The following is a 23,317-nucleotide window of genomic DNA, read 5'->3' as shown; positions in this document are numbered from 1 at the left end:
GCACTCATGACCACGGCTCCCACCCCGGTGCCGACCACCCCCGCCGCCACCTCCCCCGGTGGCGGCGCGGGGGCGTCCGCCACCGCCACGACCACCTCCCCCACGAGCACCGCCCCCGCCCCGCGGCGCCGGCCGCTCGCCCGCCTCGGCGGCGCCTCCTGGCTGGCCACCGTGCCGCTGCTGCTGTTCTTCCTGATCGGCTTCGGACTTCCCTGCGTCGCCATCGTGATCGGCGCGTTCACCACCTCCAGCGACGCGGAGAGCGGCGCCGGGCAGTTCACCTTCGACAACCTGACGGCCTCCGTCCAGGGCGGCTACCGGACGGCCATGCTGAGCAGCCTCAAGCTCTCCGCGCTGACCGCGCTGCTCGCCACCGTGCTCGGCGTACCGCTCGCCCAGGCCGTCGTCACCTCCCGGCGCGGCTGGCTGCGCCAGGCGGTGCTCACCGCCTCCGGCGTGCTCGCCAACTTCGGCGGCCTGCCGCTCGCCTTCGCGTTCGTCGCCACCCTCGGCAACGCCGGTGAGATCACCAGGCTGCTGCACCTCACCGACCACGGCTGGTCGCTGTACTCCTTCACCGGCCTGACGGTCGTCTACCTGTACTTCCTCGTCCCGCTGATGGTGCTCACCATCACCCCGGCCCTGGACGGCCTGCGGACCCAGTGGCGCGAGGCGGCCCAGAACAACCGGGCCACCACCGTCCAGTACTGGCTCCACGTCGCCCTGCCGATCCTGCTGCCCTCCCTGCTCGGCGGCTTCGTGCTGCTCTTCGGCAGCGCCTTCGCCGCCTACGCGACGGCCGCCGCCATGGTCGGCGCGACCGTCCCGCTGGTCAGCCGCTCGATCGCGGACGCGCTCTCCGGCAACGTGCTGGTCGGCCAGGGCAACCTCGCCCTCGCCCTCAGCCTCAACATGATCGTCGTGGCCGTCCTGGTGATGGCCGTGTACCTCCCCCTCCAGCGCCGGAGCGCCCGATGGCTCAGCTGACCACCCCCGCCCGCCCCGGCCGACGCGACGTGCGCTGGTGGCGCGGTGCCGTGCTGCTGCTCGCCGGCGTCTACTTCGTCGTCCCGCTCGCGGCCTCCTTCTGGTTCTCGATCGACGAGCCCAAGGGCATCTCCTTCTCCGCCTACACCGGACTGCTCTCCGCCCCCGGCTTCCTGGACAGCCTCTGGCTGACCCTCGGCCTCGCCGTGGTCACCGTCGTGGTGCTGCTGCTCCTGCTCGTCCCGGCGCTGATCGCCGTCCGGCTCGGCTCGCCGAAGCTGCGCCCGGTCATCGACGTGCTCTGCACCCTGCCGCTGGTCGTCCCGCCGGTCGCCCTGACCGCCGGCCTCATCGGCGTGCTGCGCTGGGGCCCGGACTACCTGATGGACACCCCGTTCTTCCAGACCTTCGTGTTCGTCCAGGACCCGGACTTCCCGCTGGTGCTGGTCATCGCCTACGTGCTGATGGCCCTGCCGCTCGCCTACCGCGCCCTGGACGCCGGCCTGCGCTCGATGGACGTGCGCACCCTGGTCGAGGCCGCCCGCAACTGCGGCGCGAGCTGGCCGCGCGCGGTGTTCACCGTGGTCCTGCCCAACCTGCGCGGGGCCCTGCTGAACGCCTCCTTCCTCACCCTGGCCCTGGTCCTCGGCGAGTTCACCACCGCCTCGATCCTCGGCTTCCAGCCCTTCCCGGTCTGGATCTACTCGGTCGGCAACAGCCAGGCCCACATGTCGGTCGCGGTCTCCATCCTGAGCCTGCTGCTCACCTGGCTGCTGCTGCTCCTGCTGGCCACCGCCGGGCGCGAGCGCCGCGCCAAGACCGCCACCTCCTGAAACCCCCCGGAGTCACCAGTCATGACCACGGCCACCGCCATCGCCAACGGCGTCTCGCTCTCCCCCGGCAGCGCCACCGTCGAATTCCGCTCCCTGCGCCGCGCGTTCGGCACCACCACCGCCCTCGACGGCCTGGACCTGACCGTCCACCCGGGCGAGCTGATCGCCCTGCTCGGCCCGTCCGGCTGCGGCAAGACCACCGCGCTGCGCATCCTGGCCGGCTTCGAGCAGCACGACTCCGGCGAGGTGCTGGTCGACGGCCGGGACATCACCGCGATCCCCGCGCACAAGCGCGACGCGGGCATGGTGTTCCAGTCGTACAGCCTCTTCCCGCACCTGACCGCCCTGGACAACGTCGCCTTCGGGCTGCGGATGCGCGGCACCGGCAAGGCCGAGCGCCGCAAGCGGGCCCAGGAGCTGCTGGAGCTGGTCGGCCTGCCGCACCGCGCCGACCACTACCCGCACCAGATGTCCGGCGGCCAGCAGCAGCGCATCGCGCTCGCCCGCGCGCTCGCCCTCCAGCCGCGCGTCCTGCTGCTGGACGAGCCGCTGTCCGCGCTGGACGCCAAGGTCCGCCTCCAACTGCGCGACGAGATCCGCCGCCTCCAGCAGGAGCTGGGCATCACCACCCTGTTCGTCACCCACGACCAGGAGGAGGCGCTGTCGATGGCCGACCGGGTCGCGGTGCTGCGGGCCGGCAGGCTGGAGCAGTGCGCCGTCCCGTCCGAGCTGTACAGCCGGCCGGCCACCGCCTTCGTCGCCGAGTTCGTCGGCACCATGAGCCGCATCCCGTGCACCCGCACCTCGGACGGCGTCGAGGTGCTCGGCCGCCGGCACGCGGTGGACGGCGCGATCCCGGCCGACGGCGAGCTCCAGGTGCTGGTCCGCCCGGAGAACGTCACCCTGACCCCGGCCGAGGACGGCCCCGCGCTGGTGGTCACCGCCTCCTTCCTGGGCGCCGTCACCCGGCTCACCGTCCGCCTGGACGACGGCACCGAGGTCAAGGCCGACCTGCCCACCGAGGCCGCCGCCGCCCTTCCGGCCGGCGCCCGGGCCGCGCTCACCCTGCCGGAGCGCCCGGTGCTGGTGGACCGCCGCACCGCCTGAGAACCTCGTACCTCCCTGCTCCGTCCACCGGGGCACCGAAGAACCACCGAAGGTACCGCCATGCCTGACTCCGCCCTGCCCGACTCCGTCCTGCCCGAGAACTCCGCCCCGCCCGCCGCCGCGCTGCCCGCCGCCGTCCTGCCCGCCGCCGTCCTCTTCGACATGGACGGCACCCTGGTGGACACCGAGCAGCTGTGGTGGCAGGCCGCCGCCGAACTCGCCGAGGAACTGAACCGCCCGCTCACCGACCAGGACGCCCCCGAGGTGCTCGGCCAGGCCATCGAGCACACCGCCGCCCACCTGCACAGGGTCAGCGGCACCACGCTCGGCGAGGCCGAACTCGCCGCCCGGCTCGGCGAGTCCTTCGCCGGCAAGGTCGCCGCCGAGACGGTTCCGCGCCCCGGCGCGCTGGCCCTGCTGGCCTCGCTGCGCGACGCCCGGGTGCCCACCGCGCTGGTCTCCGCCTCCCCGCGCCGGGTGGTGGACCTGGTGCTGTCCGCCATCGGCCGGGACTGGTTCGCCGTCACCCTGGCCGCCGAGGACACCGAGCGCACCAAGCCCGCGCCCGACCCGTACCTCGCCGCCGCCGAGCGGCTCGGCCTGGACCCGGCGGCCTGCCTCGCCGTCGAGGACACCCCGACCGGGGTCGCCTCCGCCACCGCGGCCGGCTGCGCCGTGCTCGCCGTGCCGTCCACCGCGGTGCCGATGCCCCGGGGCGAGCGGATCACCCTGCTCGCCAGCCTGGAGCAGGCCGACCTCGCCCTGCTCGGGAAGCTCGCCGGTCCCGGCGCGGTTCGACCCTGACATGCCCTATCTTCTGCTCGCCCTCGCCATCGTCAGCGAGGTCTGCGCCACCAGCTGCCTCAAGCTCACCGAGGGGTTCACCCGGCTCTGGCCGAGCCTCGGCGTCGGCATCGGCTACGCGCTCTCCTTCGTGCTGCTCGGCCGCGCGCTCAAGCACATACCGGTCTCGGTCGCCTACGCGGTCTGGTCCGGGGCCGGCACCGCGGCGGTCGCCGGGATCGGCGTGGTCGCCTTCGGCGAGTCGCTCGGGCGGCTCCAGTGGCTGGGCATAGCGCTGGTGATCGTCGGGGTGGTCGTGCTCAACCTCAAGGGCGGACACTCCTGACGCTCCGTCAATTTCCGAATACGCTGGTCAACCACCCTGTCGGGGCGGGACGTCGGACGTGCCGGCCTCCCGCCCCGAAGCCTTCGCTACGGTGTCCCCCATGACGGACCCCCGACCCCATCACTACCGCTTCGTCCACCGCGAACTCGCCCGCCAGGTACTGGAGTTCGGCCCGCGCGTGGCCACCCCGACCCCGGACGGCGGCAGCCTGCTGCCCGTCGTCACCCAGATCTGGGACGACCTCGGCGCCGCCCTGCCGCCCGAGGACCGCCTGCCCCACCACGGCCTCGACTGCCGCCACCTGTCGGTCGACGGCCACCACATGCTGCTGGTCACCCTGCCCACCGCGGTCGGCGCCACCGAGGCCCACTTCGTCGCCGCCGTCCAGCCCCAGGGCGCCAGGTCGGTGCGCTACGTGACCCTGGAGCACGCGTTCAGCCCCTTCGACGGCAGCCCCGGCACCGTCCTCGGCGAGTGGACCGCCGAGAGCCACCTCAACCACGGCCCGGGGCCCTCGCCCGTCGCCGAACTGTTCGTCACGGCCGTGGTGCAGCTCGTCACCCCGAAGAAGCGCGGCTTCTGGCGCCGCTGAGACCGACCCTCGCACGTCCCACCGGGCCGGGCCGCCGACGTCAAGAAGGCGTCGACGGCCCGTAAAGGTCCCGCAAACATCCTCCCCCGGACCCCGGCGCGGGCGATCATCGGCGCACTGGTCGGGGCTATGCTCGCCCGGTCCGACAAACGACGCATCGGGGGGCGAAAGTGTCCGACTTCAAAGTCAGTACAGAATTCCTCGCCAAGCTGGCCCAGGACCTCAAAGGCTGCGGCGACGAACTCGAACAGGGGCTCAAGGCCTTCGAAGCGGCCGGCCACACCGGCACCGGCTTCGACTTCCTGGACGAGGCCTGCGGGCACTTCAAGGACAAGTGGCAGTTCGGCCTGAAGAAGGTCCGGGAGTGCGTCAAGGTCCTGGACGAGGGCCTGGAGCAGGTGCAGAAGAACTACGACGGCACCGAGCAGAGCATCGTCAAGGTCCTCACCCCGGCGGGGCAGTCGTGAGCGCCCCGACGCCGCCGGCGCCCGACTGGTCCGGCCTCGGCTTCAACCCCACCCCCGGCGACTCCGCCGCCGTCACCGCGCTCAGCGCCGGCCTGCGCCGGGTGGGCCAGCACCTGACCGGCGTGCACACCACGCTCTCCCAGCTCTCCTCCAACCAGGGCGAGTGGACGGGCGAGGCCGCCAAGCAGTTCGCCAAGCAGTTCGACAAGCTCCCCGGCTACCTCCAGGACGCCGCCGACTCGATCACCGCGGCCTACACGGCGCTCGACGTCTGGTACAAGGCGCTGACCGAACACCAGCCCAAGGCGGCCGAGTTGGCCGCCTCCGCGGTCGCCGCCAAGAAGAAGAAGGACGAAGCGGACCGGGCGCACAGCGCCGCGGCCGCCGCCCCCGACCTCCAACTGGCCGGCCGCCACTACTCCGACGACGCGAGCCTCGCCGCCGCCGAACAGCGCTACAACACGGCGAAGAGCCACCTCGACTCGGCCGCCGGCCTGCTCACCAGCGCCTCCAACGAGCTGGCCGGCCTCCAGAAGCAGGCCCACGAGCTCGCCGGGACCCACCAGTCGGACGCGAAGAAGACGGCCGAGGCCGTCCGCAAGGCCGCCGACAGCAAGGCCCCGCCGGAGCCCGGCTGGCTCAGCAAGGTCGGCGACTGGTTCAAGAACCACGGCGCGGACCTGCTGACCGTCGCGGCCGGCGTCTGCGGCGTCGCGGCGATCTTCTTCCCCGCCTTCGCGCTGCCGGCGCTCCTGCTGAGCGCCGCCGCCGCGGGCGCGCACGCGACCCAGTACGCCGCCAAGGGCCAGCTGTGGCCGCCGCAGAAGAACATCGGCAACTGGCTGACCCTGGGCGGCGACGTCCTCGGCGCGATTCCCGGCGTGGGCGTCGCGGCCAAGGGCGTGACCGCCGTCCGGGAGGCCCGCGCCGCCGGTGCGGGCGTGCGCGGCGCGGTCTCCGCCGGGTCCACCGAGGTCCGGACCGCCGCCCGGGGGATCGACCCGGCCAACCCGCTCTTCACCACGGCGATCGAGAAGCCGGCCATCAAGCTCGGCGTCTCCAAGGCCACCGCGATGAACGTCTCCGACGGCGTCCAGGCCGCCACCACCGCCGGGCTCAACGCCCCGACCGCGTACGCGCTCACCCAGGACAACCCGAGCGACAACCTCGCCGGCGCGGTCAACTACACCACCGGCGGCAACAGCGTCATCGGCTCGGCGGGCATGGCGGCCGGCGGCGGCAAGGCCAACGTCATCATCGGCAGCGTGTCCACCGTCGGCAACCTGCTCGGCATGGGCGGATGGGCGGCCGGCTATGGCCGTTGAGACCCCGGGGGCCACCGCCCCGCCGCTCTGGCTCGACCTGCCCGCGGGCTTCACCGCCGTCGACCTGGACGAGGACCCCGGCGACCGGATGGCCCGGGCCGCGGAGCAGTTGGACACGCTCTTCCCCGACGCCGGGGCCGAGCAGAAGCTCGCCGCCGTGATCGCCTCCGAGACCGCGCTCCAGGCCCAGCTGCGGGAGGGCGCCGTCCACGTGTCCGGCTGTCTGGTCCGGGCCGGGGACGGCGGTCCGATCCACGGCGTGCTCTCCGTCTTCCTCCGCCCGCAGGACCTCGGCGCGCCGGGCAGCTACCCCGCGCGGGTCGCCGCGGAGCTGGCCGAGGCCTGGCCGGACGCCGACGTCGGCGTGGTGGACCTGCCGCTCGGCCGCGCCGCCCTGGCCGCCCGCGAGCTGACCGTCCCGGTGCCCGGCGCGGTCTTCGGCGTACCGGAGTCGGCCGTCGGCACGGTCCGCCAGCTCGAACTGCTGATCCCGCACCCGTGGAGCCCGTACGTGGTCGCCGCCGTCTTCACCACCGAGGACGTCGACCACTGGGACGAGTGGCTGCCGCTGGTCGCCGCCGCGTACCGGGGCATCTCCTTCCACCCGCCCCGGGACGAGAGCCGCGACACCGCGCCGCCCGACCAGTGGGACAACGTCCGGAAGGCCTTCGGATGACAGTCGCTCCGCCCGCCCAGGAGACCCGAAGCGGCCCGCGCCGGCTCGGGGGCGCGGTGGCGCTCATCGCGCTCTCCACCGCCGTGCTCGTCGCCGTCATCGCGCTGGACGTCTACGTCAACTCGTTCCTCGCCACCGTGGTCGGGTTCGGCTACCCCCTGGTGATGCTGATCGCGTTCGCCCTGCGCCGCGACGCCGACACCAACCCCGCGTTCCAGAAGAGGATGTTCGGCTGGAGCGCGGGCATCTGCGCGGTCGCCTTCGTCGCGTACCTCGCGGGTTCCGCCGCCTGGACCAACCTGATCCTGGGTTCGGGCCGGACGGTGCGGGCCGTGGTGGTCGACGAGAAGGTCACCGACTCGCTCCACGGCACCGGGCGGGCGTACACCCTGGCCGCCACGGAGCTGAACGACGAGGTCCCGGGCGGCCCGCTGGAGGAGCGCGACGCGCTGTTCAAGCGCGGCGACGTGGTCACCGTCCGGATGGACCCGGCCGGGCGGGTCGCCCCCAAGCTCCCCGGCGAGGTCGACTCCCCCGCCTACCTGCTGCTGTTCCTCGGCTGCAACGTCCTGATCGACGGCGTCGTGCTCTGGTCGGTGCGCCGGCCCGGGCCGTCGACCGTCTGAGCCGACCGGCAACCGCCCCGGGCCGGGCCCGGGGCGGGGTGCCGGATCAGCCCAGCAGGGCGGGCAGTTCGGCGATCGAGCCGAGGACGTGGGTCGCGCCGTCGGCCCGCAGGCGGGCCTCGTCGTGGGCGCCGGTGAGGACGCCGGCGACGACCGCGGCGCCGGCCCGGGTGCCGGTCAGCATGTCGTAGCCGGTGTCGCCGGCGACCGCGACCTGGTGGACCGAGTCGGTGCCGGTGCGCAGCAGCGCGGTGAGCACCAGGTCGGGGTACGGGCGGCCGCGGCCGGCCTCGGCGGGGCAGAGGGTCAGGTCGGCGACGGACCGCCAGCCCAGGGCGTCCAGGATGCGGTCCTGGGTGGTCCGGGAGAAGCCGGTGGTGAGGACCACCTTGCGGCCCCGGCCGCGCAGTTCGGCGATGGCCTCGGCGGCGCCGGGCAGGGCGGCGCAGTGGCCGGCGTCGACCAGGTCGTCGTAGGCGGCCTCGAAGGCGGCGTTGGCCCGCCGGGCCTTCTCCTCCTCGCCGAACAGGTGCCGGAAGACGGAGATCTTGGACTCGCCCATGGTGGCCCGGACGTGGGCCAGCATCGGGTCGAACTCCGGGCTGCCGGCCTCGACGCCGAGCGACGCGGCGGCCGCGGTGAAGGCCTGCTCGACCAGGCCGTCGTCGGCGACGGTGGTGCCGGCCATGTCGAGCACGACCAGGCGGATATCGGTGGTCACAACAAGGTTCCTTACAGGTTGGCGAGTTGGGCGGTGGTCTCGGCGATGGCGGGCGAGCAGGTCATGCCGCGGCCTCCGGGGCCGGTGACCAGCCAGACGCCGTCGCGCACGCGCTCGCGGTGGACGACCCGGGTGGTGTCGACGCACTGGGCGTACACCCCGGCCCAGCGGCGGCGGATCCGCGGCATCGGGCGGCCGAGCAGTTCCTCGACCACGCCGGCCAGGTGGTCGTACGGGTCCTCGACGACGTCGAAGCCGAACGGCTGGTCGTACTCGTGGGTGTCGCCGATGGTCAGGCCGCCGTCGCGGCGCTGGACCATCAGCAGCTGCATCCTGTGCTCGGCGGCGACCGGCGGCTGGGGCTGGGTCTCGCGCAGCCGGTCCAGGGCGGTGCCGGCGAAGGCCGGGTAGTAGCGGAAGCTGTCGCCGTCGGCGACGGAGGTGGTCAGGGTCTCGCCGAGCGGGTCGGTCTGCATCATCTGGAGGCGGACCCGGCGGACCGGCAGGGCGGGGGCGAGTTCGCGGACCAGGCCGCCGAGCCAGGCTCCGGTGCAGAGGATCACCAGGTCGCCGGTGTGGATGTCGCCGTGGTCGTCGCGGACGGCGTTCTCGCCGACCACCTCGCGCACCTCGCGCCCGGGCAGGAAGGTGTACCGGCCGGTGGACTCCAGGTACCCGCGCAGCGCGCGCTGGGCGGTGCGGGGCTCGACGGCGGCGTCGCGCTCGCACCACAGGGCGCCGAGCAGCTTGCCGCGCAGGGCCGGGTTGACGGCGCGGGTCTCGTCCGGGTCGAGCAGCCGGTAGCCGCGGGCGGCGGCGTCCGGCAGGGTCAGGGCCTGCTCGGCGACGGCCAGTTCGGCCTCGGTGCGGATCGCGGTGAGCGACCCGTTCGCCCGGAAGCCGAGGTCCGGGACGCGGGCGCCGATGGACTCCCACAGTTCGCGGGCCCGCAGCGCGGTGTCCAGTTCCTCGCCCTGCGCCCGGCCGCTGACCCAGACCAGGCCGAAGTTGCGCACCGAGGCGCCGCGGGCCTCGGTCTCGCGCTCCAGGTGGACGACCTCGTGGCCGCGCTCGACGGCCTGCCAGGCGTGCATGCTGCCGAGCACGCCTGCTCCTACGACGATGACTCTCATGCGTCCAGGCTGATGCGCCCGGGTGTCCGAGGGGCGTCGGACTGCCGTCCCGGAGATGAACCACCTGGGAAGTTGTACAGACAACCCGACGGCCATTCGGGGGTGGCGCCCACGGCCCCGGCCGCGCCTGCGGCCCCGTGACCCCGGCGGCCCCGGCGGTCGCAGCCGCCGGGCCCGTCGGGACGACCGGGGCGGCTACGACCGCACCACCCGCGCCCGCAGGTAGTTGCGCCGGCCGAAGTTCGGCTCGTCCACCGCCGTCAGCTCCTCCACCTGGAACCGGTACAGCGCAGCCGCCCCGCCGCCGGTCAGGAACTGCCGCCGGGCCTCCTCGTCCCGCGCGAAGGCCGGATAGCGCCCCTGGTAGGCGGCCAGCGCCGCCTCGGCCTGCCGCCCCCAGGCCTCGCCCGCGCTGCCGGTCAGCTGGAGGCCGCGCAGCTGCTCGCCGAAGACCGGCGGCGGCAGGAAGACGGTGGCGGCGGCCCGGGCCTCCTCGGCCAGGTGGTGGCTGTGCCGGGTGGAGCGCTCGCTGACGAAGTAGAGGACGAGGTCGTCGTCGTACGCGAAGAAGGCCAGGTTGGCGTGCGGGCCGTGCTCGTGCCCCGCGGTGGCGAGGGTGAGCACCATGGCCTCGGCCAGCAGCCCCTCGACGCCCTTGTGCAGCAGGTCCCCCGGCCAGTCCCCCTGCGTGATGTCGAGTCGGTACGGCATTCGGCACTCCCTCCGCTGGCACGCCCGGCGCCCGCGCGCCCGAGCACGACTGAGCCGGGCGGGCGCCCCCCGGAGGAGGCCCCACGCCCGGCTCACATGCTCCACCCGTCGTCCGAAACCGGACAAGGGGCGGGCGGCCCGGGAAACGGCGTCCGAGCGCGCAGCGGCGTCGGAGTGCCCGGCGGCGTCGGCGGCGGGGTCAGCGCCCCTGCGTCGCGTAGCCGCGGTCGACCGGAGGCAGCGCGCCCGGCCCGAGCAGCGGCCGCAGCGCACCCGCCCGCATCCGGTCCACCAGCGGTCCGCAGCGCCCGGCGAGCGGCGCCAGCACCACCGCGACCAGCAGCCCGACCAGCGCGCCCACCGCCACGTCGTGCGGGTAGTGCACGCCGACCCAGACCCGGGAGGCGGCCATCAGCACCGCGAACAGGCCGGCCACCCAGCCGAGCCGCCGGTCGACGAACCAGAGCGCGGCCGCGGCGGCGAAGGCGATCACCGAGTGGTTGCTCGGGAAGGACCAGTCCCCGGTGCCCGGGCAGGTCTCCAGCGCGACGCTGCCGGGGATCTGGGCGCACGGCCGGAGTTCCTCGACCATGCCCTTGAACACCGAGTTGACGCCGTAGGCGACGACCACGATCACCGGCGAGGCGAGCACCCTGGCCATCACGGCCGAGTCCGCGCCGCGCGCCCGCCACCACGCGAGGAGCATGAAGACCGCGAACAGCCCGAGGCCGAGCGCCGACCAGACCTTGATCAGCTCGTCCAGCCAGTGCGGGGCCGACTGCGCCCAGCCGTTGACCCGGGTGTACAGGCCGCCGTCGATTCCGCTGCCGTCGTACACGGCGAGCGCCCGGGATGGCGTCACATGTCACCTCCGTGACGTCGCGCCTTACGGGCGCGGAACAGTTCGAGAACAATGGGGAGCACGGAGACAACTACTACCAGACCGATGATGGGCAGCAGGTACCGGTCGATACTGGGGACGGACGAGCCGAGCCCGTACCCGGCGAGCACCACGCCGACCGTCCAGACCACGCCGCCGAGCACCTGCCAGAGGGTGAACGAGCGGACCGGCACGTCGAGTACGCCGCAGAGCGGATTCAGCACCGTACGGACCACCGGGATGAACCGGGCGAGGACGATCGCCTTGCCGTGCCCGTACTTGGTCAGCAGCTCCTCGGCCCGCGCCACGCCCTCCAGCAGGCTCTTGCGCCGGGTCCGGGCCAGCAGCGCCCGACCGCCGCGGCGGCCGATCAGGTAGCCGACCTGGGCTCCGACGAGCGCGCCGACCAGGGCGGCGGGCAGCACCTGCCACAGGTGCAGCTGCGGGCCCTTGGTGGCGCCGGGGACGCAGAGCAGTCCGGCGGTGAACAGCAGCGAGTCACCGGGCAGGAAGAAGCCCACCAGCAGACCGGTCTCGGCGAACAGCACCACGGCGATGCCGAGCGCGCCGAAGGCGGCGAGCAGTGAGGACGCGTCCAGCGGATTCACCGCGAGGTGAACGGCCGGATCGGCGAGGAACTGGAGCAAGGCCGACGGACCTCCCGTACGTTGGGGGGCGGTTCGCATCGGAACCCGCCCAGACCGTCTACAGTTGCGTAGACGGTCTACATGACTGTAGACGAAACTTGGAGGAAGCGCCGCCATGCCCGACGTACCGTCCGCCCGCCGGCCCGCCGGGGAGCTGGAGGCCGAGGTGCTGGCCGCCCTCTGGTCCGCCCGGCAGCCGATGACGCCGCAGGACGTCCAGGCCGCGCTCGGCGGGGACCTCGCCCGCACCACCATCGCGACGATCCTCGGCCGGCTGTTCGACAAGGGCACGGTCGTGCGCACCCGGGCCGGCCGGGCCTACGCCTACACCCCGACCGTCCAGGACACCGCGGGGCTCGCCGCCCGCCGGATGCACACCGAACTCGGCCGCGAGTCCGACCGCTCCACCGTGCTGGCCCGCTTCGTCTCCGACCTCTCCGCCGAGGACGAGCAGCTGCTCCGCGAACTGCTCGGCGACGGCGCCCCGGGCGCGGAGGCGACCGGGGCCGGCGCCGCGGGCCCGGACACCGCGGGCCCGGGCACCCCGGGAGCGGCCGGCCGATGATGCTCGCCGTCTGGGTCCCGCTGCTGCTGCCCTTCCTGGCCGCCCCGCTGGCCCGCCGCCTCGCCGAGGCGCTGCCGCCGCGGGCCGCCGCCTGGATGCTGGCCGCGACCACCGCCGTGCTGGCCGGCGGCACGCTCTGCTCGCTCGGCCTGCTCGCCGCCGACGGGCTGCTCCAGCTCCCGCCCGTCGCCGCCCTCGGCCACCTCTCGCTGCCCTGGCTCACCGCCGCCTCGCCCGGCGCGCCGTTCGCGGCCGCGCTCGCCGCCCTGGCGCTCCTCGCGCTCGGCGCACTGGCGGCGCGCACCGTCCACCGGCGGCAGCGGGAGCTGCGCACCGCCCGGGCCGTGCTCCCGGCCCACGACCACCCCGGCCGACCCACCGACGGCACCGACCGCACCGGCGGCACCGACCGCCACCGGACGGACCGGACGGACCGGACGGGCGCCCACCGGCCGGGCCGCGCCCCCTCCTCTGCCCAGCATTCGGACATGCGCCCCCCGTGCGCCTCCGTGCGCCGGTCACGCCCCTCGGCGTGGCCGCCCGCGCTCACCCGGCTCGCCGCCAGACTGCGGCCGGTCGCCCTCCTGCGGCCCGCCGCGCTGTTCCGGCCCGCCGACCACCCGCTCACCGTGCTGGACGACGACTGCGCCGACGCCTTCGCCCTGCCCGGCCGCCTTGGCCGCCCCGGCCGACCGGGCGAGCCCGGCCGGATCGTGGTCACCTCCGGCATGCTGCGCGCCCTCGACGGCCCCGAGCGCTCCGCCCTGCTCGCCCACGAACGGGCCCACCTGACCGCCCGCCACCACCTCTTCCTCGCCCTCGCCGAGCACGCCGCCGACGTCCATCCGGCGCTGCGCCCGCTGCGCGCACCCCTCGGGTACCACCTGGAGCGCTGGGCCGACGAGGTCGCGGCGGCCCGGGTCGGCGACCGCGCCGTGACCGCCCGCGCGGTCGGCCGGGCGGCCCTGGCCGCGAGCCGTTCCCCCTGGCCGGCCCGCCCCCGGACGGTCGCCACCGCCCACTCCGGCCCGGTCCCGCGCCGGGTCGCCGCACTGCTCCGGCCCCGCCCGGCCTCCGCCCCGGGCACCTGGCTGCGGGCCGCCGCCGTGGCCCTGGCCGCCTGCCTGGCGCTGAGCACCGGCGCCGCTCTGGAGGCCACCGCCGACCTGCACCACACCGTGGAGGCGGCCCAGCAGGGCTCCGGCGCCCAGCGCTGACCGCCGGCCGTGGCCGCCGGGGGTCGGGCCCCGCACCCCGGTGGGCACGGCCGGGCCCGGGGCCGGACCCGCGTTCCGTACCGCCCGGTATGCCGACTTGCCCGACCCCGTCCCCAGCGGCCCACCGCACCCGTACGCTTTCGTCAGCGCGTCGGCCCCGACGCGTCCTCGAACGGCGGCGAGGAGCGAAGCGAGTGCGGCAGACCGGACGGCAGTCCCGACGACCAGAGCGCCGCACCCCGCCGTCCGCGACGGAGCTGGCCAAGGTCCACGACCGCACCCTCGCCGACGCCGCCGCCCGGGAACTGTCCACCCCCGCCCGCACCGAGGAGGCCGGCGGCCCCGGCCTGCTCGAACCCCGGCCCGAGATCGGCGACTCCTGGGCCCGGCTGCGCCGCCTCGGCCTCGACCCCGACACCGGCGCCGCCGCCGTCCTGCTGGGCCCCGGCGAAATCGAACAGCGACGCCGCACCAGCGGGCTCGACACCGTCCTGCCGGTGCTGCGCGAGACCCTGGTGGAGACGGGCGGCACGGCCCCGCTGCTGCTGGCCGTCGCCGACGCCGAGGGCCACGTGCTCTGGCAGGAGGGCGAACGCGGCCTGCGCCGCAGCGCCGACCGGATCGGCTTCATCACCGGCGCCCGCTGGATCGAGGAGAGCGTCGGCACCAACGGCATCGCGGTCGCGCTGCGCGCCCGGCGCCCGATGCACGTCCACTCCGCCGAGCACTACCTGCGCAGCCACCACTCCTGGACCTGCGTGGCCGCACCGGTGCGCGACCCCGGCACCGGGCAGCTGGTCGGCGCCATCAACCTGAGCGGCCCCGCGCACAGCATCCGCCCGTACCTGCTCCAGCTCACCGCGACCGCCGCCCGGCTGGCCGAGACCGAGCTGCGCGCCCACCGGCTGGAGGCGCTGCACCAGCTGCGCACCCTGGCCGCCCCGCTGCTCGCCCGGGTCGGCGGCCCGGCGCTGGTGGTGGACGCGGCCGGCTGGACCGCCGCCGCGGCCGGGCTGCCGCCGCCCAGCCGGCTGCGGGTGCCCAGCGAGGGCTGGACCCCGGCAGGCGTGCACTGGGTGCCGGGCCTCGGCGAGTGCGCGCTGGAGCCGCTCGCCGACGGCTGGCTGGTGCGCCCGGTCCGGCCGCCCGGGGAGAACGGCTCGGGCACGGTGACCGCCGAGCAGGCCGAGGGCGCCCACCTCCGGCTGGACCTGCGCCGCCCGGACCGCCCCGGGCTGTCCGTCCGGGGCGCGGCCGACAGCTGGTCGCACCCGCTCAGCCCGCGCCACGCCGAACTGCTGCTCCTGCTCGCCACCGGACGCGAGGGCAGCACGGCCGCCCAGCTCGCCGACGCGCTGTTCGGCGACCCGGGCCGGACGGTGACGGTGCGCGCGGAGCTCTCCCGGCTGCGCCGCTACCTGGGCGGGCTGCTGGCCCACCGGCCGTACCGGATCGCCGAGTCGGTGCTGGTCACCGTGGACGGGCCGGACGACCCGTACGACCTGCTGCCCTCCTCCTCGGCCCCGGCCGTGCGGCGGCTGCGGGCCGCGCTGGCCGCGGGGACGGCCCGGCTGCCCGGTGCGCCGCCCCTGCCGCCGCCGCGCGTCGCCGCGCCGACGGAGCGCCGCTGACGCTCCGCCGCCGGCCGGGCGGAGCGGATCCGGCGCCCCGTCGTCAGCCGTTCGCGAGCAGCGCGGCCAGCTCGGCGTCGGTGGGACCGCAGCGGCGCTCCTGGTGCTCGGAGACCAGCGCGTAGGTGCGGTCCAGCCAGGCCTGCACCCGGGGCTTGGAGGCCTCCAGCAGGGCGCTGCCGTGCGGGGATTCGAGCGCCAGGTGCAGCGTCGCGCCGTGGCACGGGCAGTACGCCGGCCACAGTTTGACGTCGCCCTGGCCGCTCAGCGCGCGCAGCCCGTCGCGCAGCAGTTCGCGTGAGAACACCCAGTCGGCCTCGTCGGGCCGCCCCAGGTGGAAGGTCAGCAGGACCTCGTACGGGCGCGCGGCGACGAACCGGAACCGGGTGCGCACCTCGCCGACCACCTCCTCGCCCAGCGAGATCCGCAGGATCAGCACCTCCTCCACCGCCGCCGGAGCGGCGGTGGAGCCGTCCCCATCGCCGCCCGTGGGGGTGGCGGCGAGGGGTGCACTTGAGGCTGCGGACAGCGGGTCGGGCGGCATGACGGTCTCTCCGGGACGGCGTGGGATGACCTCAGCCTGCGTCACGCCCGGCGCACCGGGCAAGGGTTGCAAGGGGGTTGCAATAACCCCCGTCCGGGGCGGCCGCTCCTTACCAGCCCTTGTCAGACGGACCGTCAACTTCCGTGTGTCGAAAGGGCGTCCACGAAATGGACGGGGGCCGACCGGGAGGTGATCACCCACTGGTACGCTCTGCCCTCTCCCCGGGCGGGCCCGCGCGGAACCGGCCCGCGACGGCCGGAGCCGGACCCGGCGGCGACGCGTGGGAGAATACGGCGACGCGACGGCGGCTTCGGGGAGGGAGGGGTCCGGTGGCTGTGCGCGAGGACACCGCGCGGGACGTGCACCACGAGCCCGCACGGCAGGGTCGGCACGGGCGGCCGCGCCCGTTCGGCGGCCTGTTCCGGCTGCCCACCCTGCGCCTGTCCGGTGCCGCGATGGCGATGTCCACCGTGGTCGGCATCAGCATCGCCACCACCCTGCTGCTCAACGAACAGCAGGGGATCGGCCGCCGGGCCGGCGTCGCCCGGGTCGGCTCCACCCCGCCGCCCACGCCGGGCGCCACCGACCAGGCCGTGGCGGCCTCGGAGCAGACCCCGACCGACGGCCTGTCGTCCGCCCCCGCCGCCGGCCGCCCCGCCGCGGGCCACCCCTCGACGGCCCCCTCCTCGCACCTCTCGGCACGCCCGTCGGGAGCCGCGCCGGTCGCCGCCACCCCGCCCGCGTCCCGCACACCGGGCCCTGGCACGCCCCAGACCGGCGGCCAGGCCTCGGCCGGGCAGGACGCACCGGCCCACGGCACCCAGCTCACCGGCACCGGCGCCGACGCCCCGGCCGGCCCCTCGCCCTCCCCTTCCGTCCCCGCCCCGCCCTGGAACGCCCAGCAGCCCGGCTACGACCCCTCCGCCCCCGGCCAGGGACCGAACATCCCCGGGCTGCGACCGACCGTGCCCGGCCGCCCGGTGCCGCCGCCCGCCGCGTCCCTCCCGGACGTCGGCGCCGCGGGCGCCCCGGGGAAGGACGCGCCCACCGGGCCCACCGCCCCCGTCGACCCCGTCGAGGGCGCCGGCCCGGCCGACCCCGGGAGCGCCCCGGACACCGACCACGCGCTGTCCGGCGCCGCCCTGCTCTCCCCGCTCGGCCGGGACGGCCTGCGCCACCGGCTCACCCTCGCGGTGGCCGAGCCGGTCACCGCGTTCCAGGCCGAGTTCCGGCTCGCCCCGGGCGAGTCGGCACCCGGCACCGGCGCCGCCTGGACCGACCTGCCGGGCGCCGTGGTCACCGCCCAGCAGGAACGCGGCACCCTCGTCTACCGCTTCACCACCCCGCCCGGCACCGACGTCCGGCCCGGCCACTACACCTTCGGCGTCCGCGGCGCCCGTCCGGCCGCGGAGCCGTCCGCCGCGGCGCGCAAGGCGGCCCCGGCGGAGAGCTGGAGCGTCTCCGCCTTCGCCCTCGACCACCCCCGCGCGGTCGCCGCGCTCGGGGGCTTCGGCCCGGCGCAGCCGCCGCCCGTCGAGCCGTGCGCGCCCCGCGCCCGGGCCGCCTCGCAGCTCCCCGAACCGGCCGACGGCCCGGCCCTTGCAACGGCCTCCGCAACGGCCCCCTCCCCGGGCTCCGCACCGTCCACCGCCCCGGCCACCGCGGCGCGCTGACCTGCCGACGGCCGGGTGTAACGGTCGTTCGACGATCCGCGGTCGGCCGTTCCGGACGGGCACATCCCCGAACCTCGTTCGTTACTGTGGGCAGCACCCCGGCCCGGCGCCCCGACGGCCCCGGCCGGGCCGCCGTTCCGCACCCGAGGAGGAGTCCGTGTCCACCGTCCTGACCCAAGGCGGCAACGCACCGCTGACCGCCGCGCGAGTGAGCGTCGAGGTCACCGCGCCCAAGGCGCTGGACGTCTCCGGCCTGCTGCTGACCGATGCCGGAAAGGTCCGCTCGGACGACGACTTCGTCTTCTTCAACGCCCCGAACGGCCCCGGCGTCAGCCACCGCCCGGCCACCGCCGGCACCCCCGACGCGATCACCGTCGACACCCGGGCCGTCCCGGCCGGCATCACCAAGATCGTGGTCACCGCGAGCCCCGCCGACCAGGTCTCCACCTTCGCCGGGATGGAGCCCACCGCCACCGTCCGCGACGCCGACACCGGCGAGGTGCTGGTCACCTTCACCCCGCCCCGGCTGGGCCTGGAGACCGCGCTCATCGTGGTCGAGGTCTACCTGCGGGGCGGTGCCTGGAAGGTGCGCGCCGTCGGCCAGGGCTACGCCGACGGCCTCGCGGGCATCGCCACCGACTTCGGCGTCTCCGTCGAGGACTCCCCGGCCCCCGCCTCCTCGGCCGCGGTCCCGGCCCCGGCCGCCCCGGCCCCCGCCGCGCCGGCCCCCGCCGCGCCGGTCGCGCCGCCGGCCCCGGTGGACCGCACCGTCCAGCTCCCGGCTCCGCCGGCCGCCCCGCCCGCACCGGCCGGGCACCCGACCGCCACCCCGGTCTCCGGTACCCCGGTCGACCCGCGGATCGCCCTCGCCACCGGCCAGACCGCCGTCCCGGCCCCGCCCGCGGCTCCCCCGGCCCCCGCCGCGCCCGCGGCCCCGGCCGCCCCCGCCAAGATCACCCTGGACAAGGGCCGGGTCAACCTGGTCAAGGGCAGCTCGGTCTCCCTGGTCAAGAACGGCCGCCCGTTCCTCTCCTCCGTCCGGATGGCTCTCGGCTGGAAGTCCGCGGGCCGCGGCCGTGACATCGACCTGGACGCCTCCTGCCTCGCCTTCGACGCCCGGCACAAGCGGCTGGAGACGGCCTGGTTCATGAAGCTGAGCATCTTCAACGGCGCGATCTCCCACTCCGGCGACAACCTGGTCGGCGGCGAGGGCGGCGACGACGAGGCGATCACCGTCCACCTGGAGGGCCTGCCGGCGGAGGTCCACGGGCTGGTCTTCGTCGTGAACTCCTTCTCCGGCCAGAAGTTCACCGACGTGCGCGACGCCTACTGCCGTCTGCTGGACGCCCGGACGGAGGAGGAGCTGGTCCGCTTCGACCTCACCAACTCCGAGCCCCACACCGGTGTGATGATGTGCAAGCTGGTCCGCCGTCCGGGCGGCGAGTGGGAGATGACGGCAATCGGCGAGTACGTCGACGGCAAGACCGCGCGGGCGATGATCGAGCCCGCCGCCGCGGTGCTGTAGCCGCACACCGCCGCCGGTCCCGCGAGGCCGCGACGCCACGCGACGACCTCACGACGTCACATCCGCGCCCGTGAATTCACCCCCTTGAGGCATCAAGTCACCACCACGGCGACTCGATTGACTCTCAGGGGGGTGAATCCGCTCTCTCCCCCGCACCCCGAGGAGGAGAGCCGTGCCACACTTCCTGTCCCGCCTCGCCGTCGCCGGCACCGCCACCGTGCTCGCCGCCGGACTGATCACCCCGACCACCGCCCAGGCCAGCGCCCAGGCCGCCGCCCGGCCCGGCGACCGCGCCGCCGCACTGCGGTGGACGGCCCTCGGCGACTCCTACACCGCCGGGGTCGTCGTGGCCACCGGCGACGAGACCGAACCGCGCGACGGCTGCGCCCGCACCGTCGACTCCTATCCCGAGATCCTCCGCCGCGACCTCGGCTCCCTGGTCGCCCTGCGCAACGTCAGCTGCAGCGGCGCCACCACCGGCAGCGTCGACACCGGCGCGCAGTCCCCGCTCGGCCGGCCGCTCCCGCCGCTCGGCACCGACCCCAACGGCCCCTACCCGTCCGTCCCGCCGCAGATCGACGCAGTCGACCCGGCCACCGACCTGGTCACCGTCGGGATCGGCGGCAACGACCTCGGCTTCGCCGAGATCCTCAAGAGCTGCATCGAACTCGGCGCCGTCCAGCTCGGCCGGGGCACGCCCTGCAAGAACAAGTTCGACGCGAGCCTGCCCGACCGCCTGAACCGGCTGCGCGGCGACTACGCCCGGATGCTGACCGCGCTGCACGCCAAGGCCCCGTCCGCCAGGGTCCTCACCGTCGGCTACCCGCACCTCGTCCCCGAGGACGCCACGCTCTGCCAGTTCGGCAACCCCCTGCAGTTCGGCACCTTCACCACCGGCGACCTCGCCTGGGCCCGCACCGCGCTCCTGGAGCCGCTCAACGCGCTCATCGCCCAGGACACCGCCGCCCGCGGCGACACCTTCGTGAACCTCTACCCCGCCAGCGCCGGCCACAGCGTCTGCGACGCCGACCACTGGCTGGACGGCGTGCTGACCAGCGTCATCCCCCTCGAATACGCCGTGGTGCACCCCAACGCCCGCGGCCAGGCCCACACCGCCGCCCTGGTCGAGGACGCCCTCCTCGGCGGCTGACCCGCCCCGCGACGCGGCCCCCGACGACCGGCCCGACGGGCGGGACCACCGAAAACCGGTGGCCCGCCCGCCCGTCGGGGATCATCCTGGTCCGATGCCCATCGACATCCGCGAGGCCACCCCCGAGGACTGGCCCGCCATCTGGCCGTTCTTCCACGCCGTCGTCGCCGCCGGCGAGACCTTCCCCTACCCGCTGGACATGCCCTCCGAGCTGGGCCGCGAGTGGTGGATGCTCGCCGCCCCGAACCGCACGGTGGTCGCGGTGGACGAGGACGGACGGGTCCTCGGCACCGCCAACATGAACCGCAACCGCCCCGGCAACGGCTCGCACGTGGCCAGCGCCAGCTACATGGTCGACCCGGCCCGCCACGGCGAGGGGATCGGGCGGGCCCTGGTCGAGTACACCCTCGACTGGGCCCGCCGGGCCGGCTTCCGCGCCATGCAGTACAACGCGGTGGTCGCCAGCAACCACCACGCCGTGAAGCTCTACCGATCGCTCGGCTTCGAGATCGTCGGCACCGTCCCCGAGGCCTTCCTCCACCCGGTGGACGGATACGTCGGCCTGCACGTCATGCACCGGCCGCTGTAACCGCCCTACTCCTCGATCGCCCCGCCGACCCGCCGCAGGTGCTGCCGGAAGCTGTACGCCGGGTCCGCGGCGCGGCGCCGCAGGTACTCGTCGAAGGCGGTCTGCCGCCGCAGCGTGTCCCCGGCCGCGATCCGCCCGGCCTGCGCGCGCTCGGTCCGGGCGATCGCGCCGGCCGTCTCCAGCACCTCGCCGACCCGGTCGGCGGGCACGAACAGCACCCCGTCCGCGTCGGCGAACACCACGTCCTCGGCGCTCACCGGGTGCGGGCCGAACTTCGCCGTCAGCAGCGCCTCCGGCTCCCTGCCGTCCAGCCGCACCGGGCCGAGCGGCAGCGCCCCGTAACTGAAGACCGGCAGCCCGATCTCCAGCAGCTCGGGCGTGTCCCGGTGCAGCCCCCACACCACGATCCCGGCCACCCCGGCGGCCCGCGCCTCCAGCACCGCGAGGTCCCCGATGCAGGCCTCGTCGGTCCGCCCGCCGTTGTCGACCACCAGCACGTCCCCGTCCCGGGCCGCGCCGTACGCCTCCAGGAACACGTCCACGCTCCCGTAGTGCCGCACCGGCAGCACCCGCCCCGCCACCCGGGCCCCGGCCACCACCGCCCCCACTCCCACCGGCGCCACCCGCGGCTCCACCCCGAGCCGCACACAGGCGTCCGCCACCAACGGCGTGGACAGCTCCGCGAAAGCCTTCAGCATCGCCAACTCCTCTCACCGACAGCCCAGTTCACCAGCCCGGATCCTATGCCAGGCTTCAAACTCACACCATCGAGTGAAACTCCGCCGCCTACGGCACAGCCCGGTCGAGCCGCCAATAGCGTGACCACCCTCTGAAGGAGGGGCATCATGAGTGCTGTGGCGCATGAGCAACCGATCACGGGCTCCCCGACGCAGGCCGACATCCTGCTGGAGAGCTTCCTGAGCCTGCACTCCCCCGAAGGCTTCCGAGCCGAGCTCATCGAGGGAGAGATCATCGTGGCACCACCGCCGGACGGCGATCACGAGGACCACATCAATCACCTGCTCAAGCAGGTGATCCGCCTCTCCAGGACCGACATGAGCGTTTCGGGCGGCAAGGGCCTGCGCCTTGTGAGCGGCGGGCTCTGCCCGAAGAACCACGTCATCCCCGACGCCACGTTCGCTCCCGAGGAGCTCCGCCTCTTCCGCGGCGCGCCGTCCTGGATGGAACCGGACGGTGTCGCCATGGTCGCGGAGGCGACGTCCGCCAAACCCGATCAGGACCGGATCACCAAGCGGCACTGCTACGCGCGGGCCGGCATCCCGCTCTACCTGCTGATAGACCGCGAGAAGTCCCAGGTCAGCCTCTTCGGCAAACCGCATCGCGAGGAGTACACCGAGGCCCACCTCGCCGCCTTCGGTGAACCGCTCGCCATCCCCGCGCCGTTCGCATTCGACCTCGACACCAAGCCCTTCCTCTGACGCCGGGAACGCGGACGGCCCGCACCCCCCGTCAGGGGTGCGGGCCGTGGCCTGGGGCGCCGGGTCAGCCGCGGGTGGCCATGGCGCGCAGGAAGAAGGTCAGGTTGGCCGGGCGCTCCGCGAGGCGGCGCATGAAGTAGCCGTACCACTCCTGGCCGTACGGGAGGTACACGCGCATCGTGTTGCCCTCGCCGGCGAGGCGCAGCTGCTCCTCGGGGCGGATGCCGAACAGCATCTGGTACTCGAAGGAGTCCCGCTTGCGGCCGTTCCACTGGGCCAGCTGGCCGGCGATCTTGATCATGTTGGGGTCGTGCGAGGCGATCATCGGGTAGCCCTCGCCCGCCATCAGGACCTTCAGGGCGCGGACGTACGCGAGGTCGACCTCGTGCTTGCCCTGGAAGGCGACCGACTCGGGCTCCTTGTAGGCGCCCTTGCACAGGCGCACGCGGGAGCCCTCGCCCGAGAAGTCGCGGCAGTCGGCCTCGGTGCGGCGCAGGTAGGCCTGGAGCACGACGCCCAGCCAGGGGAAGTCCGCCCGCAGCTCGCGCGCGATGGCGAGGGTGGAGTCGGTGGTGGTGTGGTCCTCCATGTCGAGGGTCACCGTGGTGCCGGCGTCGGCGGCGGCCTCGCAGATGCGGCGGGCGTTCTCCAGCGCGATCTTCTCGCCGTCCACCGGGAGGAACTGGCCGACGGCCGACAGCTTGACCGACACCTCGGCGCCGGCCGCGAGGCCGGTGTCCTTGAGGGCCTTGAGCAGGTGCTCGTAGGCCTCGGCGGTGCCGGCGGCCTGGGCGGCGTCCTGGGTGTCCTCGCCGAGGTGGTCCAGGGTGACCTTGCGGCCGGTGGCGATCAGGTCGTCGGTGGCGGTGACGGCGTCGTCGAGGACGTCGCCGGCGACGAAGCGCTCGACTATCGCGTGGGTCGGCGGGAACTTCTCGACCACGGTGCGGACCTGCGGGGACCGGGAGGCCGCGAGAAGGGCGGAACGGAGCATCGTGACTCCTGGAGCTGGTGTTTCCAAGGGTGGCAGAAGGGCCGGGGCGGCGGGCATCCGGGGAGCCGCGCGCAGCGCGTCCCAAGAAGGGTGGCGGCGGGCGACGGGTGGGTGGGCCCCGCCGCCCCGGCGGGCGGCGCCCGGCTGCGGGACCGG

The 23,317-nt window shown here is 75.0% G+C and carries 26 protein-coding genes; 18 read left to right on the top strand and 8 right to left on the bottom strand.

Annotation, left to right across the window (positions count from 1 at the left end; all coding sequences use genetic code 11):
* Nucleotides 1-6 precede the first annotated feature (6 nt).
* The 10 genes from ACFVHV_RS25595 (at nt 7) to ACFVHV_RS25550 (ending at nt 7,742) form a co-directional block, all read left to right on the top strand.
* Complete coding sequence (locus ACFVHV_RS25595; RefSeq protein WP_359905435.1) at nt 7-987, top strand: ABC transporter permease subunit; 981 nt, start codon at nt 7-9, stop codon at nt 985-987.
* A complete protein-coding gene (locus tag ACFVHV_RS25590) occupies nt 975-1,820 on the top strand; it encodes an ABC transporter permease subunit (RefSeq protein ID WP_359905433.1) in 846 nt (281 codons plus the stop codon). Before ACFVHV_RS25595 ends, ACFVHV_RS25590 begins: the two co-directional genes overlap by 13 nt.
* A 21-nt stretch (nt 1,821-1,841) precedes the next feature.
* Nucleotides 1,842-2,927 (top strand): ABC transporter ATP-binding protein, encoded by a 1,086-nt coding sequence (locus ACFVHV_RS25585; protein WP_359905430.1) that lies wholly within the window; start codon nt 1,842-1,844, stop codon nt 2,925-2,927.
* 60 nt (nt 2,928-2,987) lie between these two features.
* Nucleotides 2,988-3,731 (top strand): HAD family hydrolase, encoded by a 744-nt coding sequence (locus ACFVHV_RS25580; RefSeq protein ID WP_380353740.1) that lies wholly within the window; start codon nt 2,988-2,990, stop codon nt 3,729-3,731.
* Nucleotide 3,732: 1 nt separating this feature from the next.
* Nucleotides 3,733-4,056 carry a multidrug efflux SMR transporter gene (locus tag ACFVHV_RS25575; protein ID WP_359905424.1) on the top strand — a complete coding sequence of 108 codons (324 nt, stop codon included), beginning with the start codon at nt 3,733-3,735 and terminating at the stop codon, nt 4,054-4,056.
* A 100-nt stretch (nt 4,057-4,156) separates the two neighbouring features.
* Nucleotides 4,157-4,648, top strand: coding sequence for a hypothetical protein (locus tag ACFVHV_RS25570; protein WP_359905421.1), 492 nt, complete (start codon nt 4,157-4,159; stop codon nt 4,646-4,648).
* Nucleotides 4,649-4,818: 170 nt separating this feature from the next.
* Nucleotides 4,819-5,115, top strand: coding sequence for a hypothetical protein (locus tag ACFVHV_RS25565; protein WP_359905419.1), 297 nt, complete (start codon nt 4,819-4,821; stop codon nt 5,113-5,115).
* A complete protein-coding gene (locus tag ACFVHV_RS25560; protein WP_380353736.1) occupies nt 5,112-6,440 on the top strand; it encodes a WXG100 family type VII secretion target in 1,329 nt (442 codons plus the stop codon). Before ACFVHV_RS25565 ends, ACFVHV_RS25560 begins: the two co-directional genes overlap by 4 nt.
* Nucleotides 6,430-7,116 carry a hypothetical protein gene (locus ACFVHV_RS25555; RefSeq protein ID WP_359905413.1) on the top strand — a complete coding sequence of 229 codons (687 nt, stop codon included), beginning with the start codon at nt 6,430-6,432 and terminating at the stop codon, nt 7,114-7,116. The genes ACFVHV_RS25560 and ACFVHV_RS25555 overlap by 11 nt, the downstream gene beginning before the upstream one ends.
* Complete coding sequence (locus ACFVHV_RS25550) at nt 7,113-7,742, top strand: hypothetical protein (RefSeq protein WP_359905410.1); 630 nt, start codon at nt 7,113-7,115, stop codon at nt 7,740-7,742. Before ACFVHV_RS25555 ends, ACFVHV_RS25550 begins: the two co-directional genes overlap by 4 nt.
* Nucleotides 7,743-7,788: 46 nt before the next feature.
* On the opposite strand, the gene ACFVHV_RS25545 is transcribed toward ACFVHV_RS25550, so the two are convergent.
* From ACFVHV_RS25545 to ACFVHV_RS25525, 5 genes are all read right to left on the bottom strand, one after another.
* On the bottom strand, nt 7,789-8,463 hold the full coding sequence (locus ACFVHV_RS25545) for a phosphonatase-like hydrolase (protein ID WP_359905407.1): 675 nt from the start codon (nt 8,461-8,463) through the stop codon (nt 7,789-7,791).
* Nucleotides 8,464-8,474: 11 nt separating this feature from the next.
* On the bottom strand, nt 8,475-9,596 hold the full coding sequence (locus tag ACFVHV_RS25540; protein ID WP_380353732.1) for a TIGR03364 family FAD-dependent oxidoreductase: 1,122 nt from the start codon (nt 9,594-9,596) through the stop codon (nt 8,475-8,477).
* A 195-nt stretch (nt 9,597-9,791) separates the two neighbouring features.
* Nucleotides 9,792-10,307, bottom strand: a complete 516-nt coding sequence (locus tag ACFVHV_RS25535) for a pyridoxamine 5'-phosphate oxidase family protein (RefSeq protein ID WP_380353729.1) — start codon at nt 10,305-10,307, stop codon at nt 9,792-9,794.
* 199 nt (nt 10,308-10,506) lie between these two features.
* A complete protein-coding gene (locus ACFVHV_RS25530) occupies nt 10,507-11,169 on the bottom strand; it encodes a phosphatase PAP2 family protein (RefSeq protein WP_380353726.1) in 663 nt (220 codons plus the stop codon).
* Nucleotides 11,166-11,834, bottom strand: coding sequence for a DedA family protein (locus tag ACFVHV_RS25525; RefSeq protein WP_359905395.1), 669 nt, complete (start codon nt 11,832-11,834; stop codon nt 11,166-11,168). Before ACFVHV_RS25525 ends, ACFVHV_RS25530 begins: the two co-directional genes overlap by 4 nt.
* A gap of 115 nt (nt 11,835-11,949) precedes the next feature.
* Between ACFVHV_RS25525 and ACFVHV_RS25520 the strand changes: the two genes are divergently transcribed.
* The 3 genes from ACFVHV_RS25520 to ACFVHV_RS25510 all read left to right on the top strand — a co-directional run bounded on the left by ACFVHV_RS25520 (nt 11,950) and on the right by ACFVHV_RS25510 (nt 15,247).
* On the top strand, nt 11,950-12,399 hold the full coding sequence (locus ACFVHV_RS25520) for a BlaI/MecI/CopY family transcriptional regulator (RefSeq protein ID WP_359905392.1): 450 nt from the start codon (nt 11,950-11,952) through the stop codon (nt 12,397-12,399).
* On the top strand, nt 12,396-13,616 hold the full coding sequence (locus ACFVHV_RS25515; RefSeq protein WP_380353723.1) for a M48 family metalloprotease: 1,221 nt from the start codon (nt 12,396-12,398) through the stop codon (nt 13,614-13,616). The genes ACFVHV_RS25520 and ACFVHV_RS25515 overlap by 4 nt, the downstream gene beginning before the upstream one ends.
* A gap of 194 nt (nt 13,617-13,810) precedes the next feature.
* Nucleotides 13,811-15,247: a GAF domain-containing protein gene (locus tag ACFVHV_RS25510; RefSeq protein WP_380353720.1), complete on the top strand. Its 1,437-nt coding sequence runs from the start codon at nt 13,811-13,813 to the stop codon at nt 15,245-15,247.
* Between the two features lie 43 nt (nt 15,248-15,290).
* Here ACFVHV_RS25510 and ACFVHV_RS25505 read toward each other — a convergent pair whose 3' ends face one another.
* Nucleotides 15,291-15,791, bottom strand: coding sequence for an SsgA family sporulation/cell division regulator (locus tag ACFVHV_RS25505; protein ID WP_359905384.1), 501 nt, complete (start codon nt 15,789-15,791; stop codon nt 15,291-15,293).
* A 329-nt stretch (nt 15,792-16,120) separates the two neighbouring features.
* Here ACFVHV_RS25505 and ACFVHV_RS25500 point away from each other — a divergent pair, with 329 nt between their 5' ends.
* From ACFVHV_RS25500 to ACFVHV_RS25485, 4 genes are all read left to right on the top strand, one after another.
* Nucleotides 16,121-17,464: a hypothetical protein gene (locus tag ACFVHV_RS25500; RefSeq protein WP_380353717.1), complete on the top strand. Its 1,344-nt coding sequence runs from the start codon at nt 16,121-16,123 to the stop codon at nt 17,462-17,464.
* Between the two features lie 169 nt (nt 17,465-17,633).
* Nucleotides 17,634-18,989, top strand: coding sequence for a TerD family protein (locus ACFVHV_RS25495; protein ID WP_380353751.1), 1,356 nt, complete (start codon nt 17,634-17,636; stop codon nt 18,987-18,989).
* A 172-nt stretch (nt 18,990-19,161) separates the two neighbouring features.
* Entirely contained in the window at nt 19,162-20,139 is a 978-nt protein-coding gene (locus ACFVHV_RS25490) for an SGNH/GDSL hydrolase family protein (RefSeq protein ID WP_359905378.1), read from the top strand.
* Nucleotides 20,140-20,239: 100 nt separating this feature from the next.
* Nucleotides 20,240-20,728 carry a GNAT family N-acetyltransferase gene (locus ACFVHV_RS25485; protein ID WP_359905452.1) on the top strand — a complete coding sequence of 163 codons (489 nt, stop codon included), beginning with the start codon at nt 20,240-20,242 and terminating at the stop codon, nt 20,726-20,728.
* Nucleotides 20,729-20,733: 5 nt separating this feature from the next.
* Here the strand turns inward: ACFVHV_RS25485 and ACFVHV_RS25480 are convergent, their stop codons facing one another.
* On the bottom strand, nt 20,734-21,426 hold the full coding sequence (locus ACFVHV_RS25480) for an RraA family protein (protein WP_359905375.1): 693 nt from the start codon (nt 21,424-21,426) through the stop codon (nt 20,734-20,736).
* A gap of 147 nt (nt 21,427-21,573) precedes the next feature.
* On the opposite strand from ACFVHV_RS25480, the gene ACFVHV_RS25475 reads away from it, so the two are divergent.
* A complete protein-coding gene (locus ACFVHV_RS25475; protein ID WP_359905373.1) occupies nt 21,574-22,167 on the top strand; it encodes a Uma2 family endonuclease in 594 nt (197 codons plus the stop codon).
* A gap of 64 nt (nt 22,168-22,231) precedes the next feature.
* Here ACFVHV_RS25475 and ACFVHV_RS25470 read toward each other — a convergent pair whose 3' ends face one another.
* On the bottom strand, nt 22,232-23,161 hold the full coding sequence (locus tag ACFVHV_RS25470) for a proline dehydrogenase family protein (RefSeq protein ID WP_359905370.1): 930 nt from the start codon (nt 23,159-23,161) through the stop codon (nt 22,232-22,234).
* Nucleotides 23,162-23,317: the final 156 nt, after the last annotated feature.

This window comes from Kitasatospora sp. NPDC127116 (assembly GCF_042677365.1).
Lineage (GTDB): Bacteria > Actinomycetota > Actinomycetes > Streptomycetales > Streptomycetaceae > Kitasatospora > Kitasatospora lactacystinica.
This window is presented reverse-complemented; position numbering and strand designations above follow the sequence as displayed.

Coding starts and splice junctions, on each gene's coding strand:
- ACFVHV_RS25595 (WP_359905435.1), top strand. CDS start 7: ATGACCACGGCTCCCACCCCGGTGCCGACCACCCCCGCCGCCACCTCC.
- ACFVHV_RS25590 (WP_359905433.1), top strand. CDS start 975: ATGGCTCAGCTGACCACCCCCGCCCGCCCCGGCCGACGCGACGTGCGC.
- ACFVHV_RS25585 (WP_359905430.1), top strand. CDS start 1,842: ATGACCACGGCCACCGCCATCGCCAACGGCGTCTCGCTCTCCCCCGGC.
- ACFVHV_RS25580 (WP_380353740.1), top strand. CDS start 2,988: ATGCCTGACTCCGCCCTGCCCGACTCCGTCCTGCCCGAGAACTCCGCC.
- ACFVHV_RS25575 (WP_359905424.1), top strand. CDS start 3,733: ATGCCCTATCTTCTGCTCGCCCTCGCCATCGTCAGCGAGGTCTGCGCC.
- ACFVHV_RS25570 (WP_359905421.1), top strand. CDS start 4,157: ATGACGGACCCCCGACCCCATCACTACCGCTTCGTCCACCGCGAACTC.
- ACFVHV_RS25555 (WP_359905413.1), top strand. CDS start 6,430: ATGGCCGTTGAGACCCCGGGGGCCACCGCCCCGCCGCTCTGGCTCGAC.
- ACFVHV_RS25550 (WP_359905410.1), top strand. CDS start 7,113: ATGACAGTCGCTCCGCCCGCCCAGGAGACCCGAAGCGGCCCGCGCCGG.
- ACFVHV_RS25540 (WP_380353732.1), bottom strand. CDS start 9,596: ATGAGAGTCATCGTCGTAGGAGCAGGCGTGCTCGGCAGCATGCACGCC.
- ACFVHV_RS25535 (WP_380353729.1), bottom strand. CDS start 10,307: ATGCCGTACCGACTCGACATCACGCAGGGGGACTGGCCGGGGGACCTG.
- ACFVHV_RS25520 (WP_359905392.1), top strand. CDS start 11,950: ATGCCCGACGTACCGTCCGCCCGCCGGCCCGCCGGGGAGCTGGAGGCC.
- ACFVHV_RS25515 (WP_380353723.1), top strand. CDS start 12,396: ATGATGCTCGCCGTCTGGGTCCCGCTGCTGCTGCCCTTCCTGGCCGCC.
- ACFVHV_RS25505 (WP_359905384.1), bottom strand. CDS start 15,791: ATGCCGCCCGACCCGCTGTCCGCAGCCTCAAGTGCACCCCTCGCCGCC.
- ACFVHV_RS25480 (WP_359905375.1), bottom strand. CDS start 21,426: ATGCTGAAGGCTTTCGCGGAGCTGTCCACGCCGTTGGTGGCGGACGCC.
- ACFVHV_RS25475 (WP_359905373.1), top strand. CDS start 21,574: ATGAGTGCTGTGGCGCATGAGCAACCGATCACGGGCTCCCCGACGCAG.
- ACFVHV_RS25470 (WP_359905370.1), bottom strand. CDS start 23,161: ATGCTCCGTTCCGCCCTTCTCGCGGCCTCCCGGTCCCCGCAGGTCCGC.